Source organism: Paraglaciecola sp. (assembly GCF_030730205.1).
In the GTDB taxonomy this organism is placed as follows: Bacteria; Pseudomonadota; Gammaproteobacteria; order Enterobacterales; family Alteromonadaceae; genus Paraglaciecola.
This window is the reverse complement of record NZ_JANQVQ010000074.1, coordinates 102544-117487: the sequence shown is the minus strand read 5'-3', so window position 1 is coordinate 117487 and position 14944 is coordinate 102544. Positions and strand designations below refer to the sequence as shown.

Sequence of the window (14944 nt, the reverse complement as noted above, 5' to 3'; positions counted from 1 at the left end):
AATAGCCACTATTTGGAGTCTCAAGGCTGTTCCACCAACTTAGATCGCCAATTGTTGCGGATATTGGGCAGTGTGCCGTTTTGTTCTAAATCCTGCATTGAGGCACTTAAGGTTTCTACTATGTCTCGGTCAGTATCAATACTGCAGGCTAGGTGAAAATCTAACTGAAGCTCATCAATTTCAAGTAAATTTTGATATTGTTGAATCTCTTCACTGCGCTTCAAACGATAGCGAATTAAATCATCATTAATGATCACTAAATCTATATTGCGGCTGGGAACCTCTAATAAAGTCAACAAGGAATCATAGTTACTCGTCGCATAGAGATTACTGTTTTCTTCAAACCCTTTTGATAGTAAAAATTGATGAGTGACGTCGTCTTGAATAACCGCGGTTCTAAATTTTTTGGCATCTTCAACACTAGCCAGAGGAATGTCTTTGCGCCGCTTTAAGGAGTAAAACGAACTAGTGGCGCTCGCAATGTGGCCAATCCATTGAAATTGAGTTTCACGGATTGGTAAACGAGCTAAGGAATATATACAGGTATTGTGTTCTTGAACCGCACGTTTAAAGGCTAATGACCATGGGTGAACATCGATTGTATATTGATAAGGAGAGGCTCGAAGCGTTGCCTCTACTATTTCGGTAGAGAGTCCGCTGATAGACGTTTTATCAACGATTTGGAAGGGTGCTAAATGTTCCGTAACTATAGTAAGGCGTGTAGCAAATACATCGCCAATAATCAACAATGCAGAACCCAAGCAAGCGCTAAAATAGTATTTCAAAATCAAGTTGCCTTGTGTTGTTTGGCATAGCGTAAAAGTATATGGTTTTAGAAATCAAGAAATAGCTAGATGTACCCTAAATCTGCATATAGTTAAAGCATAAATTAACTAACACGGGTTAATAACATTTATGGTGTAAAGCTTATGAGGATAAGAAAAGAGCAGAGCTAGCGGTGTTGCTTCATAAGGCTTAACTTATCATTTTACTAACAATACTGCGCTCTGCTGGTCATATTGTTGCACGAAGTAAACAAAGTCATCTCTTCGCTGTGGCTTGCTGTAGTAATAACCTTGGACAAAATCACAACCTAAATCTGTTAACAAATTTGCGGTTTCTGCGTCTTCAACGCCTTCGGCAACAATGTTGCAGCCAAGATTTTGAGCTAAATAAATCGTTGATTTAACAATGGCGAGATCAGCATTACTGTTGGCAATATTGCGAATAAAGGAGCGGTCGATTTTGATTTGTCCTACCGGAAGATCTCGTAACAAGGCTAGAGAAGAATAACCTGTACCAAAATCATCAATACTAAACACTAAACCAGCTTCTGAAATTTGCTGCATAGTATTTTTGACCTGAGCAATATCAGTCATCATGGCGCTCTCGGTCACTTCTAACATCAATTTATGGTCTTTCATGGCATGTTTTGTCAACACCTTACGTACCTTAGACACAATCATTGGATCCTGTAAGTCTTTAACAGATAAATTGATATGAATACAAAGTTCTAAGCCAGATCCGCTAAAGGATTCGATATCTTCAGACACTCGCTGCATAACCCACTCAGTAATGCGATTGATGAGTGCACTTTGCTCCGCAACTTTAATAAATTTATCTGGTGCAATATAGCTACCGTCTGCTTGTGGCCAACGAAGTAAAGCCTCTGCTCCGTGGATACTATTCGTTGAAAGGTCAATGATAGGTTGATACCACAATTCAAATTTTTCTAAGGAGATTGCCTCTTTTAATTGAGCGGCAATATGGACTTTTTCTGCGGCCCCACTTTCCAAACTTTCATCGTATTCAGTATATAAATTTGAGTGTTTTTTACTGGCATACATCGCAAGATCGCCTTGCTGCAACAACACGCCGATAGATTGACCATTCTCAGGGAAATGGGTTACCCCAATACTGGCACTGACACTTAATTCGTAATCTTCAATTTCAAAGGTTGTTTCTAAGCTATGATGAATAATATCAACAATGTGGCGGGTATGCGCACTTTCATCTTTCGTTGAAACAATGGCAAATTCATCGCCACCAAGACGAAAGAGCTGTATATCAGAGGGAAGCGCTTGCTTAAGTTTTTGTCCAACTCGAATCAATAATAAATCGCCAACATAATGCCCTAATGCATCATTTATTTGTTTAAATCGATTAAGATCCAGGATTAAAAGACTAAAGTACTGTCGTGCATCGATGTGCTCCTGTAAGCAATCCATCAAAAACTTTCGATTGGGCAAACCCGTCAAGCTATCGTGTAAGGCATTACTACGCTCAGCGGCAGCAGATTGTTCAAGTTTATTTAAGCTGGATAAACTAAAGCGAACCACTAAAGCAACGAAACAGGCTCCAGCAAACATAATGGTAGAAACCATCACATCGGCAGCATTAAGGCTCGACTGCAGAAAAAAGTAATAAGAAACGCCAAGATAACCCGCAATAAAAAACAGGACTAAAGCCCGCAGCACACGCCACCCTGCGTTATTATCTGTCTTATAAATATGGTTAACCGGACCAAGGCTGAACAATAACAAAATAGTACCAAGCAAAATTATCGACAAAGCAAACACATGCAACACAGGGGCAACCTCTTACTTCGGGCTCTATTTATGCTTTATTAACGACAGGCTAATAAAGCGTAGTAGAAGTAATGTAGTCGAGATTTGAAAGAAGCAATAGCAAAAACAGAGCAGACTAGTTAGCCCACTCAATTTTACTTAAACCAAGTGCCTAACATGCGCAATATTTGAACAAAAACATGGTTAAATGAAGTGAGTCAGCTCTTAGTTTACCAAGGTAGTACCGCCATCTACCGGAATTATTTGGCCAGTGATAAATCCCCCCGCCTGACTGGCAAGCATGATTGCAACCCCCGCTATATCACTCGCTTTACCCCAACGGCGCATAGGAATCGTTTGCAATTCCTCCTCAAACGCAGCCTTATCTTCACTTAAAAACTCGGTCATTTTAGAATAAAAACGTCCGGGAGCAATGGCGTTAACCCGAATATGAGCTGCTGCCAGTTCATTCGCTAGTATGCGTGTTGCTTGATGAATAGCGGTTTTAGAAATAGCATAACTAAAATTATCTAGGCCATTGCCAACAATACCCGCTATTGAGCCAATATTAATGACTGATGAGGTATCGTTTGTCGACGCATTTTTTGCTAATAAAGGGCTTAAGGCTTGGGTTAAAAAGAAAGGACTTTTTACGTTCAAGTCCATGACCTTATCCCATCCCTTCTCTGGAAACTGTCCAAATGGTGCTCCCCACGCAGTGCCCGCGTTATTCACCAATACATCGAGGTGAGTTTCACGTTGCTGAAGTTGTTCGACTAGCTGCGTTAAGCCCTCAGCAGTGCCAATATCACCAGGCAACGCAATACACTCACCAAACTGGCTTAACTCTTGTGCAGCAGTCATACAGGCTTCGGCTTTTCGAGCGGTAATGTAAACCCGTTTTGCACCGGCTTGCAAAAAACCTTGAGCAATATAGGCTCCTAAACCCCGTGAACCGCCTGTAACCAGACAAACTTTGTCCTGCATAGAAAATAACGTATCGATCATACCAGCCTCTCCTTTTGAGCTTTTTAGACTAACAAAAGATAACTTAATTGCGCTATTTATTAACGTGATATGTCAGCCTGCCCGTCGCTTATACACTTCACATTCCCGGCCTTGCTAGCCGTTTAAATGCACTCAAAGCCAAACAAATTAGCTGGCTGAGAGAGTTTCAGTGAGCACAAACCACTCCATTTAATGTTCGCAACAGGCTTTTTGTGATGGCATCCAGCGTTTGTATAGCTGGTATAAAATAAGGCCGGCTAAGACAACGGCACTAAACTGATACAAAGTGCTGACCATTTCACTGTGTTCGCCCATATTCAATTGTAACTGCCATGAAAACAGCTCAAACAGGTAATCTAATATGAGGCCAGCGGCTAAGGCACTCACCACGATACTGGCTAAATATAAGACCAGCTCTCGATTACCTAACTCTTTTCGAATTACCATCAAAGTGGCGATATTCGTTGCAGGTCCAGTTAACATGAAAACAAGCGCGGCACCCGGCGTAATCCCCGATAATAAAAGCCCTACAGCGATAGGAGTGGAAGCAGTTGCACAAACGTACATAGGGATTGAAATCAACACCACCACTAACATTGCTAAAACGCCTTGACCATATTGTGCTAAAAAACCAGCGGGTACAAATGTCGTCACTGCGGCAGCAAAAAATAATCCAATTAGTAACCACACCATAAAGTCACGCAATAATTGACCAAAACCAAAGGTAAATACCGACTTCAGCTGCTCCCATTTAGTCGGTTTTGCGGGCGGCTTATTACTGCAACATGAACTACTTTTTTGAGGCTCTACCTTTTTAACTGGCCGAGTGTCTGAGACACCAAACCATTGGATCATCATGCCAGCAACAATAGCTGAACATATAGCGGCAATAGGTCTAGCAATAGCCATTACCGGTCCCATCAACGCATAAGTAATGCCGATTGAATCAACACCTGTTTCTGGGGTCGCGACTAAAAAACTGGCAGTGCTGGCCTTGCTTGCCCCACTACGACGTATGCCCATAGCAACCGGGATGACTGAACAAGAACAAAGTGGTAACGGTGCGCCAATAATAGCAGCGTTAAACACGGAGCCTTTTTCACCCAGCACCTTTTCAATCAGACGAGGAGGTACACACTGGTGAATTATTCCCGCAATTAGCATACCCAACAGTAGATAAGGTGCTGACTCAATAAAAAGCTGAACAAAATTTTCGACAAACATCTTAACTATCTCCTTCTAACGTAGAAATAATCGTACAAAATTCAGCACTTTCAGGGCCTCCGCAACAATATTTCTCGAGGTCAATTAAGGTCGTTTGCATGTTTTTTAATTGGCTTATTTGTTGAGAGATTTCTTCTATTTTATTGCGCGTAATTAACTTTGCTTCAGCACAAGCATGCTGATCTTTGTTATCTTTAATCGCTAAGAGGGCGCTGGTTTCAGCCAAACTAAAACCACTTTCTTTACAGGCTAAAATAAACTTAGTTGTAGCAACATCTTCTTGCGTGTATTCACGGTAATTATTTTGATTTCGTTGAGAAGGGCTCAATAAACCTGCCTTTTCGTAATATCGTAAGGTATGGGCACTTATCCCGACTTTTTTAGCAAGCTCACTAATTTTCATTACTTTTTACACTGATAGCGTTTTTGTGAAGACCATCATAAACCTTAGAGTATGCTCGAAGGTCAAGCATTTTAAAACATCGATATCTCGGCAGTCGAGCTTAATAGAGTCATATAAAAAAGGCCTCTACAAGAGGCCTTAGCAAAATACTTAAAACGCAGGTTATTTCTAGATACGAGCGTTCAATTCTAATGCAATGGGTGAGCCAGTTAGACCTTTCTCAGCAACCCAGTCACTGAGCGTTTTACCGTCAGATTCAGGTGAGGACAGCTGATTTTTTGGCATTTTTTTGATCATCAACGTGCCTGACTCCACCGCATTGTTCAGTAAAGCTGTACGAATTAAGCTTTCGCCGCTACATGAAATACCCGAGTAATAATCTTGTAACTTTAATTTATGATCACTTTCTACTTTCTTCATTTTTTTGCGTAATTCGTCTTTGTCATCTGCTTTAACAATAGTGCAGATATTTTGTAGATCGGCGTTAATGTCAGCATATACCGCATGACTAAAAGCCAAAGAGACAACACTCATTAACATCGACACTTTCATTATTTTCAACATGGGGTACCTACGAGATATGGGGTGAATTTCAACTCGCGCATTAGAATCCAAATTAATTGATTAAAATATAACCACACCTATACACAGGTATTTAATTTTATAAGTAATGCAAGATACCGCTGACCTGTTACAAAATAATGCTGCCTAAATAGGATAACTTACCAAATTTTAGTGACGCAAATAGCAGACAAGCGTGCACATGTGGTGCCTATTTTAATGACTTTTTTAACGCATGAATAAACGTTACCACAATAAAAATCGCTACACTGAGATAACACATGGAGGTAACGGCTGCACTTAATAGACTTTTTGTAAAATGTGTCCGTTTAAACACGGCCAATAAGGTAACTGCAATCATTCCACATAAAATAAACAACATAACGATGGCCTCTCACTTCTTCTCTAAAAACCTTTCTTGGGTATTTTTAGTCATTAGCTATAGTCGTGCCATTTATGTAATCAACTGTTTTAATTGATAATTAGTTTAAAAATATAAAAGGTATCGTATGAGCAAGCCATATTCTGTCGTCAATAAACAACACTGTTAGCTATTTACCCAATTACTCAGCTCCATAGTGACAGCTTTATTATGTTCAGCTAAAAACGCTAAAAAGCTACGGGCATTCCGATTGGTAATTCGTTCATACGGAAAGCCAATTTTTACCGCTGTAGCGACTGAACGGTCGCAGTTACCCACATCAAAGGCAACATGGGCATCGCTGGCAAAAACGACTTTCCAGTCAAGCTGATCCACCAGCTCCAAAATTTTTGAACAATTAGGTTCACTCCCCTGGCGAGAGTAAGAAAATGAGCTGTTATTAATTTCAATGAGGACATTATTGTCTTTTGCGGCTCGTATCACTTCAGAATAGTCTATCGGAAAGTTGGGGTTTCCTGGGTGTCCTAATATTTGGCATTGACCCGTTTCAAAAGTTGTTATTACTGCCGCGGTATGCGCTTTTTTATTTAATGGCGCAAAAACTGGCTCGTGAAAACTTGCAATGGCAAAATCTAGATAAGGATGAAGTCCGGTAGGAATATCTAAACCGCCTTTTTCGGGCATAATATTCGCTTCAATTCCTCGTAACATCACCACATCATCAACCATTCTTGGTAAGACATGGCGATTACCAAAGTGCCATGGATGCGGAGAGTCAGGCATTTGTGGACCATGATCGGTAATTGAAAACATTTCCAAGCCTTTCAATTTTGCCTGCTGAAAATATTCAGCTACGGTACTATAAGCATGAGTGCTAGCCACTGTGTGGGCGTGAGTATCCACTAAAATTTTCATAATGCCCTCGATATTAAACAGACTGTCGTTTGATGACTTACTTTATCAAGCTTTTAAAGCTTTGGTTAAATTAAGATCTTATTACTTTATAAAATTGCATTTGCAAAATAACATAAGTGATTATATAAATACTTATCTACTTAATGTGAGCACAAACATGGATTTCTTTGATGAATTAAATGAGTTAGCACTAGGAAGTCGACTCAAGCGATTAAGCGAGCGCTTTATAAGTGAAGCAGCTGAAATATATGAGCATTTTGGTTTAGACGTGCAACCTAGATGGTTTACTATGCTTGCTTTATTGCATAAGCAGCAACCAATCAGCGTCGTTGAGGCGGCAAGCGCTCTGGGAATTTCACAACCCGCTATTACTCAATTCTGCCAACAACTATCGCAACGGGATTTAATCAACATCGAGATCTGTCATAAAGACGCTAGACGTAGAATTATTTCGCTCAGTGAACTTGGCATGACAACAGTACAGACGATGCTACCTATTTGGCAGGCAGTGCAGACAGCAGCCAAAGAAATAAGCCAAGAAGAGGGTAGTGATTTATATTTGGCACTGCAAAAATGCGAAAACGCGATGAAAAAAAAGACACTGAAACAACGAACTATTGAGGCTTACGATGCCAATCTCTGAACCTTTAATTTTCCACCCTTTCACCCCAGAGCTTGCCCCTTACTTTCAACAAATCAATCAGCAATGGATTGAAAAGATGTTTGTCATGGAGGATATCGATAAAGAGGTGCTCAACCACCCACAACAGTATGTTATTGAGCCAGGAGGCTTCATATGGTTTGCCGAGCACCCAGCTTTAGGCGTAGTCGGAACCGGCGCGCTATACAAAAAAGCCGAGGGTGTGTTTGAGTTAACCAAGATGGGTGTATTAGAAAAAGCTCGAGGTGCAAAGGTTGGTGAATTATTATTGCAACATATCCTGCATCAGGCTAAAGCTATCGCATTTAATCAGCTGTTTTTATTAACAAACAGCAAATGTGAGGCGGCTATTCATTTATACGAAAAAAATGGTTTTGTTCATGACACTCAAATAATGGAAAAATACGGTAAAGCTTACCAAAGATGCAATGTCGCCATGAAGCACATAGCAAAAAATTGATCTTGTTTTGTTAATAAATTTTGACAGTGTAGCAAGCAATAGATAATGTATCTGTGCGAATTCAATAGAGGTAATTTGTTATTCGTTACTCCATGGTTTTATTCTTGTTCATCTTTTGTGCTGACGTATTTCCTAAAGAATTGAGGATTGCGTTGTCTATTTCTAACAGCGCACAACGCATGGCAAATTACGCTTTAATATCAGATTTTGAAGCGGCCTACCCTGACATCAACGTATCTGTTACGGCTTTTACCAGTGAAGTATATAAAGAGAAATTCCCTACTTTTTTGGCTAATAAACATTTTGATGTGCTTTATTGGCATGCTGGAGAACGGCTTTTTGAATACATTAAACAGGGAGAGGTTACTGCGATAACCGAACTCTATCATCAGAACGCGTTATTAGAAGTATTTGATCAATCCGTTGTCAGGTCAGTTTCATTACAAGCTGAAATTTATGCCTTACCCATGTCTTATTATCAGATTGGTTTTTATTACAATACGGCTTTATTTACCAAATTAGGCATAGAAGCTCCTAACACCTGGACGGAGTTTTTAGAGGTATGCGCGGCATTAAAAAAGAATAATGTGCCGCCTATCTTTATTGGTTCCAAAAGCAATTGGCCAGCTACCGCATGGTTTGACTACCTCAATTTACGAATTAACGGCCTCTATTATCATCAGCAACTCTTAAGGGGTGAAACGTCCTTTTTAGAGCCAAAAGTCAGAGATGTTTTTACTAAATTAAAGACATTAATAGAGGCCGGATACTTTATTAGTGATCATCAACAATATGACTGGAAACAGGGTATCGCTCCGTTATTCCGTGGTATGACGGGCATGGTGATGTTCGGCAACTACGCTATTCAAGATTTTCCCCAAGCTAAATCAACCGAAATAGGTTTTTTCAAATTTCCTTTATTTGACGGAAAACAAGATGAGTATTTTGAAGAAGTGCCTTTGGATGTATTACTTATCCCGAGCATAAGCGACAAAAAACAGCTCGCAGAAACGTTTTTAAAATTTGCGTCTAAAAGTGAAAATCAGCAGCGCTTTAACCAGACACTGGGCATCATCTCACCCAATAAATTTGCTCAGGTGAACAACTCCGAACTTGTCCAAAAAGCCTATGATGTTATTGCTAACTCTTCCGGTATTTCACAATTTTTTGATAGGGATGCCAAAAGCGAATTTGCTGAAAAAACAATGCCAATCATCGATGCTTTTTTAAGTAAACCTGATATCGAATCTACCCTCATCCAACTTGAAAAAGTTAGGTTTGAAGTATTTCCCTAATTCATCAACGCTGCTAATGTGAAGCCGCAAATAAGAGCAATACGACTAAGCAATACCCCAGGAGAAAAGTAATGGATAAGTTTATGCAAGCGGCTATTGATGAAGCCAAACTTGGCTTAGCAGAAGGTGGCATTCCTATTGGTTCAGTGCTCGTGCATAAAGGGCGCATTATTGGCAGAGGCCATAATCGCAGAGTTCAGTCCGGTAGCCCTACACTTCACGGCGAAATGGACGCCCTAGAAAATGCGGGCCGCCAAGCTGCTTCAGTCTATAAAGAATCCATCATTTATACCACTTTATCGCCTTGCTCAATGTGTTCTGGGGCGATTATGTTGTATGGCATTCCTCATGTGGTTGTGGGTGAAAACATCACGTTTTTAGGTGAAGAAGCCTTATTGCAATCAAGAGGAATTAAGGTTCAAGTTGAAAATAACGCTGAGTGTATCGAGCTGATGAAACAATTTATTAGTGATAAACCTGAGCTGTGGAATGAAGACATTGGTGAGTAATAAAGCAAACCAAATGACAAATTAACCGTACTTAATGTTAGCTTTATTTAACATCAAGTCCATATTACATTACCTTCAATAGTATCATTGATAAAAAGATGAAGTCATGGACATGTCGTTAAAAGAAAAAAGCACTTGGGTCTCGCTCATCAGTACGATAGGGGTATTTGGCTATTACTTTTATGGCATTCTTGGTTTGGTTGGCTTGCCTGTAGAAGTAGCGTTGGACAACGCTCTATCTCTTGCGATTAAAATCATCACTATCATTGTTATGCTAGAAATTATTTTTCAATCTTTGTTGGCCGTGTCTCATCACCGCGAAGCAAACTTAGGCAACGACGAACGAGATAAAATTTTTAACGATAAAAGCCATCGTATTAGTTATGTCGTTTTGGTGATAGGGGTATTTGTTACCTTAGGTCGAATTGTCATCGTTGAATACAATCCTAGTTTTACTGCTGAGCTAAATTCGATTCAAATTCCGATGTTAACAGCGCACATCTTATTACTCAGTTTTATCTTGGCTGAAGTTGCACGTTTTATCAGTTTGATATTTTATTATCGTCGAGGTCGCTAACATGGCAGTCGACTTACCCATTAGTAACAAGATCCGAGAACTGCGTTTTTTTGCCAATGAAATGACACAACAAGAATTGGCAGAACTGGTGGGGGTTACTCGTCAAACTATCATGGCTATCGAAAAAAGTAAGTATTCACCAACATTAGAATTAGCGTTTAAAATTGCCGAAATATTTGGTCAATCGATCGAAGAAGTTTTTCAATATCACCCGAAATAATAGGGCGTTTATCGGCTTACCTTTTTGGGTATTTATTCTGCTTAAACATCAAATAAAAAATAACCCACTGCATAGTGGGTTATTTTATTGATATTAAAGGGTAAGCAAGTATTTACTTACTACTAATCCCCAATCCATTCAACGCGGTATAAATCCCGACGTCTGTCTAAATAATTTCGAACCGAACCCTCGTTTTCAAGTTGAGTTAATTTATCAAAATCAAGGTCAACGATAAGCGTCATCTCTGTGTTAGGCGTTGTCTCTGAAACAATCGCATCATGAGGAAATGCAAAATCAGAGGGAGAGAAAACAGCCGACTGTCCGTACTGAATATCAACGTTATCAACCTTCGGTAGATTACCCACACTACCCGCAATCGCGACGTAACATTCGTTCTCGATTGCCCGAGCTTGCGCACAGCGACGAACTCGTAAATAGCCATTTTTGGTATCTGTCCAAAACGGAACAAATAACACTTTTATATCTTGCTCGGATAACAATCTACCTAACTCAGGAAATTCAACATCATAACAAATCAAAATACCAATTTTGCCAAAGTCCGTATCGAAAGCTTGCAGCTTGTTTCCGCCGCGCATAATCCAATCACGTTTTTCGTGCGGCGTTGGGTGCAACTTGTATTGGCTCTCAATTTCGCCACTGCGATGACATAAATAACTGATATTGAATAACTCATCGTCTTCAATCACTGGCATTGAACCGGCAATAATATTGATATTGTATGACACCGCTAGACGTGACATTTCAGTCAAAATTTCATCTGTGTAGGCTGCTAAATTCCAGATCGCGTCAATCGAAGACTCTGCCGGTTTTATACCCATTAATGGGGCATTAAAAAACTCTGGGAAGAGTGCAACGTCACATTTGTAATCAGACAAGGCGTCTACAAAATATTCAGCCTGCTGCAATAACGCGGGTACATCTTCGAAGTAACGCATCTGCCATTGTACACAACCGATACGCGCTGTATTTCTGTGACCACCAAACAGCTTTTGCTCTTCTGGGTCATAATAAATATTGTGCCACTGTAACAAGGTTGCATAACCCATTGAGTCTTTATCTTCGGGCAAATATGCTTTTAATATCTGTTTAACTTCAAATCCGTTGGACAGCTGAAAAGTCAAAATAGGATCAAATAAGTCTTTTGATTTTACCGCTTCAATATATTCATAAGGCGTCATGTCTTTGGCATGTTGGCGATAATTAGGGATACGACCACCGGCCATGATTGATTTAAGGTTGAGGTTTTTACACAACTCTCTTCTGCCTTCATACAAACGACGACCCACTCGTAATCCTCTGTACTCAGGTGATACGAATACGTCTACACCGTACAACACATCGCCTTTGGGATCATGGGTGGTCAAATAAGCATCACCGGTAATCTCATCATAGGTATGCTTGTCGCCAAACTTATCATAATCAACAATGACAGAAAAAGCGCAAGCAATGACTTTTCCTTTATCTTGAATACAGATTTGCCCGGTAGGGAACATGTTTAACATCGCTTGATATTTTTTAAGGGGCCAAGCACCACCCACTTTTTTATAAACCGTATCCATCAGCTCTTTGACGTCGGGATAATCACTGATTTCTAAATATCTGAGCTCAAAACTATGTTGCGGCTCTTCCTTGGCGGAAGTTTGTTCATTCTCTTTTTGCATTAAAATTTTTCCTCAGAAACGATTATGAATTTGTTTTATTTTTGGTAAGTAAGTATTCGAATTCGGGATCCACAACTAAGCGTCCTTGCATGGCCTCTCTGCCTAATAACATCAGATAACTCATTTCTGACCGGTCTGTTAGGGTAAGTTGAATGGGCCATTTCATCTTAGCCATGACTATCGTGGTGGTAATAACGAAGCGTTTTTCTCGTGTTGCAGTTGAGCTTTTTACTTTTCTGACATCGGCAACCTTGACTTCTCTGCGTACAATTTTACTGACTTGATGAATATCTGGATGAATATCAAAACTCACCCAAGATTCACCATCCCGCTCAAATTCATCAATATTATCAACATGCAAAGACGAGGTGGTTGCGCCGGTATCAACTCTCACATTTAGATCATTGATACTCAGTTCGGGTAAGTCACATAACTCTAACGAGCCGACTACGTGTTTATTTCCGAGTACGTTCATTATTTCCCTCTTTGATTTTTACAATACTATTGTCTGTTCCGCTAAGTCCAGATTATCTTGTAACAACTCAAGGCCAACAGCGACTGAGTCAGGCTGCTTAAAATATGCCACGTGATACATTGCCTCGCCGGTTTGGGTTAGTGGAATATTTTGTTTACCTACAATTACCCCCTGAGCTGGTGCTAATATTTTGGCCAATTCATTGCCATAAGGGTCTGATATTAGGGCCAATACATCACCTTTTTGCACGTGATCACCTAATTGTGCGACGTGGTTTACAAAGCCACTTTCAGAAGCCCTCACCCAGCCACTTTGACGGGCAATAAAAGGTTGAATACTGTGTTCTTTACTGGATTTTCGTTTGTTCAACATACCCACTTCACGCATCACATTGATAACCCCCTTCAAACCGGCTCGAATCGACATTTCGTCGTACCGTAGGGCTTCACCGGCTTCGTATAAAATCACGTTGACGCCCATATCTGCAGCGCATTGGCGCAGTGAGCCTTCGCGAATATCAGTATTCAGTAATACAGGTAAACCAAATGACTTGGCCATGGCTAGTGTTGTTTCGTCAGCAAAGTCCCCTCGAATTTGCGGTAGATTGCTGCGATGAATGGCGCCAGTATGAAGATCTATTCCGTAATCGCATTTAGATACAATTTCAGTTAAAAATAAATGAGCTATCCGGCCTGCCAACGAGCCCTTGGCCGAGCCGGGGAAAGAGCGATTGAGATCGCGCCGGTCAGGCAAATAGCGACTTTGGTTTAAAACACCGTAAACATTAACCATGGGCACAGCAATGAGCGTACCGCGCAAGCGCTGTATGGCCTTACTTTTCAATAATCGAGCGACAATTTCGATACCATTTAACTCGTCACCGTGAATTGCAGCGCTGACAAATAAAGTAGGACCAGGTCGCTTTCCCCTGTGCACATGCACAGGAATCGGAATTTTGTTATCGGTGAACAAACGTGGTGTGGGCAACTGAATCTGCTTAGACTCACCAGGTAGAATCTCAACGCCTGCGATGATTAATTTGTTTACTGTCAAAATTACCCCTTACCCACAGTTTTATTTTTATGAGGTTGAGCATTATTTTCAATAAATTCAATAATCATATCCGCAACATCTTTACCGGTGGCTTTTTCTATTCCTTCTAAGCCGGGTGAAGAATTCACTTCCATCACCACAGGGCCATTATTTGAGCGCAATATATCGACACCGCTCATATTTAAACCCATGGTTTTAGCTGCATCGACCGCAGTTTTGCGTTCAGCGGGTGATAAACGTACGACACTGGCGGTGCCGCCGCGGTGCAAATTAGAACGAAACTCGCCTTCGTTGGCTTGACGTTTCATTGCTGCAACCACTTTGCCGCCCACCACAAAACACCGAATATCTGCCCCGCCCGCTTCCTTAATGTATTCTTGCACCAATATATTGGCATTTAAGCCCATGAAAGCTTCGATAATGGCTTCTGCGGTTTTTTGTGTTTCAGCCAACACCACACCGATGCCTTGGGTACCTTCTAGTAACTTAATGACCACCGGCGCACCACCCACGTTTTTGATTAAATCGTCGATTCTATCCGGATGGTTTGCAAAGCCTGTTCTGGGCAAGCCAATGCCTTTACGAGAAAGTAATTGCAAAGAACGTAATTTATCTCTTGAGCGGCTAATAGCGACAGATTCATTGATTGAAAATGTTCCCATCATCTCAAATTGCCTGACGACTGACGTACCATAAAAGGTCACTGATGAACCTATTCTGGGGATGACCGCGTCATATTTTGGTAAAGGTTCACCTTTATAACGAACTGATGGACGGCTACTGGTAATATCCATGTAGCAATGCATTGTATCAATGATGTCAACTATATGGCCACGCTTCTCACCTGCCTCCTTGAGGCGCTGAGTTGAGTAGAGCTTGGCATTACGAGACAAAATGGCGATACGCATAAAATTTCTCCGTCGAACACTTTAAGTATTCGATAAATATTCAA

The 14944-nt window shown here is 40.6% G+C and carries 17 protein-coding genes; 6 read left to right on the top strand and 11 right to left on the bottom strand.

Annotated features, from left to right (window positions below; all coding sequences use genetic code 11):
- Nucleotides 1-20 precede the first annotated feature (20 nt).
- The 7 genes from NWQ57_RS06710 to NWQ57_RS06680 form a co-directional block, all read right to left on the bottom strand.
- Complete coding sequence (locus tag NWQ57_RS06710; RefSeq protein WP_306021367.1) at nucleotides 21-785, bottom strand: ABC transporter substrate-binding protein; 765 nt, start codon at nucleotides 783-785, stop codon at nucleotides 21-23.
- A 198-nt stretch (nucleotides 786-983) separates the two neighbouring features.
- The gene (locus NWQ57_RS06705; RefSeq protein WP_306021366.1) at nucleotides 984-2588 is read right to left on the bottom strand and encodes a bifunctional diguanylate cyclase/phosphodiesterase; all 1605 of its coding nucleotides are present in this window, start codon (nucleotides 2586-2588) and stop codon (nucleotides 984-986) included.
- Nucleotides 2589-2792: 204 nt separating this feature from the next.
- Nucleotides 2793-3575 (bottom strand): RhlG family 3-oxoacyl-ACP reductase, encoded by a 783-nt coding sequence (locus NWQ57_RS06700; protein ID WP_306021365.1) that lies wholly within the window; start codon nucleotides 3573-3575, stop codon nucleotides 2793-2795.
- 189 nt (nucleotides 3576-3764) lie between these two features.
- Nucleotides 3765-4799, bottom strand: a complete 1035-nt coding sequence (locus NWQ57_RS06695) for an SO_0444 family Cu/Zn efflux transporter (RefSeq protein WP_306021364.1) — start codon at nucleotides 4797-4799, stop codon at nucleotides 3765-3767.
- 1 nt (nucleotide 4800) lies between these two features.
- Nucleotides 4801-5202 carry a MerR family transcriptional regulator gene (locus tag NWQ57_RS06690; protein ID WP_306021363.1) on the bottom strand — a complete coding sequence of 134 codons (402 nt, stop codon included), beginning with the start codon at nucleotides 5200-5202 and terminating at the stop codon, nucleotides 4801-4803.
- A 168-nt stretch (nucleotides 5203-5370) separates the two neighbouring features.
- The gene (locus NWQ57_RS06685; RefSeq protein WP_306021362.1) at nucleotides 5371-5766 is read right to left on the bottom strand and encodes a DUF3718 domain-containing protein; all 396 of its coding nucleotides are present in this window, start codon (nucleotides 5764-5766) and stop codon (nucleotides 5371-5373) included.
- 544 nt (nucleotides 5767-6310) lie between these two features.
- Entirely contained in the window at nucleotides 6311-7060 is a 750-nt protein-coding gene (locus NWQ57_RS06680) for a phosphatase (protein ID WP_306021361.1), read from the bottom strand.
- Between the two features lie 157 nt (nucleotides 7061-7217).
- On the opposite strand from NWQ57_RS06680, the gene NWQ57_RS06675 reads away from it, so the two are divergent.
- The 6 genes from NWQ57_RS06675 (at nucleotide 7218) to NWQ57_RS06650 (ending at nucleotide 10782) form a co-directional block, all read left to right on the top strand.
- Nucleotides 7218-7703: a MarR family winged helix-turn-helix transcriptional regulator gene (locus tag NWQ57_RS06675; protein ID WP_306021360.1), complete on the top strand. Its 486-nt coding sequence runs from the start codon at nucleotides 7218-7220 to the stop codon at nucleotides 7701-7703.
- An 85-nt stretch (nucleotides 7704-7788) separates the two neighbouring features.
- Complete coding sequence (locus tag NWQ57_RS06670) at nucleotides 7789-8181, top strand: GNAT family N-acetyltransferase (protein WP_306021359.1); 393 nt, start codon at nucleotides 7789-7791, stop codon at nucleotides 8179-8181.
- Between the two features lie 104 nt (nucleotides 8182-8285).
- Entirely contained in the window at nucleotides 8286-9476 is a 1191-nt protein-coding gene (locus NWQ57_RS06665) for an ABC transporter substrate-binding protein (RefSeq protein ID WP_306021358.1), read from the top strand.
- A gap of 71 nt (nucleotides 9477-9547) precedes the next feature.
- On the top strand, nucleotides 9548-9985 hold the full coding sequence (locus NWQ57_RS06660; RefSeq protein ID WP_306021357.1) for a nucleoside deaminase: 438 nt from the start codon (nucleotides 9548-9550) through the stop codon (nucleotides 9983-9985).
- Between the two features lie 106 nt (nucleotides 9986-10091).
- Nucleotides 10092-10562, top strand: coding sequence for a hypothetical protein (locus NWQ57_RS06655; RefSeq protein WP_306021356.1), 471 nt, complete (start codon nucleotides 10092-10094; stop codon nucleotides 10560-10562).
- A gap of 1 nt (nucleotide 10563) precedes the next feature.
- A complete protein-coding gene (locus NWQ57_RS06650) occupies nucleotides 10564-10782 on the top strand; it encodes a helix-turn-helix transcriptional regulator (protein ID WP_306021355.1) in 219 nt (72 codons plus the stop codon).
- A 122-nt stretch (nucleotides 10783-10904) separates the two neighbouring features.
- Here NWQ57_RS06650 and NWQ57_RS06645 read toward each other — a convergent pair whose 3' ends face one another.
- The 4 genes from NWQ57_RS06645 to rimK are packed head-to-tail and all read right to left on the bottom strand — an operon-like array spanning nucleotide 10905 to nucleotide 14900.
- The gene (locus NWQ57_RS06645) at nucleotides 10905-12464 is read right to left on the bottom strand and encodes a bifunctional GNAT family N-acetyltransferase/carbon-nitrogen hydrolase family protein (protein WP_306021354.1); all 1560 of its coding nucleotides are present in this window, start codon (nucleotides 12462-12464) and stop codon (nucleotides 10905-10907) included.
- A gap of 22 nt (nucleotides 12465-12486) precedes the next feature.
- Nucleotides 12487-12939 (bottom strand): RimK/LysX family protein, encoded by a 453-nt coding sequence (locus tag NWQ57_RS06640; protein WP_306021353.1) that lies wholly within the window; start codon nucleotides 12937-12939, stop codon nucleotides 12487-12489.
- A gap of 18 nt (nucleotides 12940-12957) precedes the next feature.
- Complete coding sequence (locus tag NWQ57_RS06635; RefSeq protein WP_306021352.1) at nucleotides 12958-13992, bottom strand: succinylglutamate desuccinylase/aspartoacylase family protein; 1035 nt, start codon at nucleotides 13990-13992, stop codon at nucleotides 12958-12960.
- 2 nt (nucleotides 13993-13994) lie between these two features.
- Nucleotides 13995-14900 carry a 30S ribosomal protein S6--L-glutamate ligase gene (gene rimK, locus NWQ57_RS06630; RefSeq protein ID WP_306021351.1) on the bottom strand — a complete coding sequence of 302 codons (906 nt, stop codon included), beginning with the start codon at nucleotides 14898-14900 and terminating at the stop codon, nucleotides 13995-13997.
- Nucleotides 14901-14944: the final 44 nt, after the last annotated feature.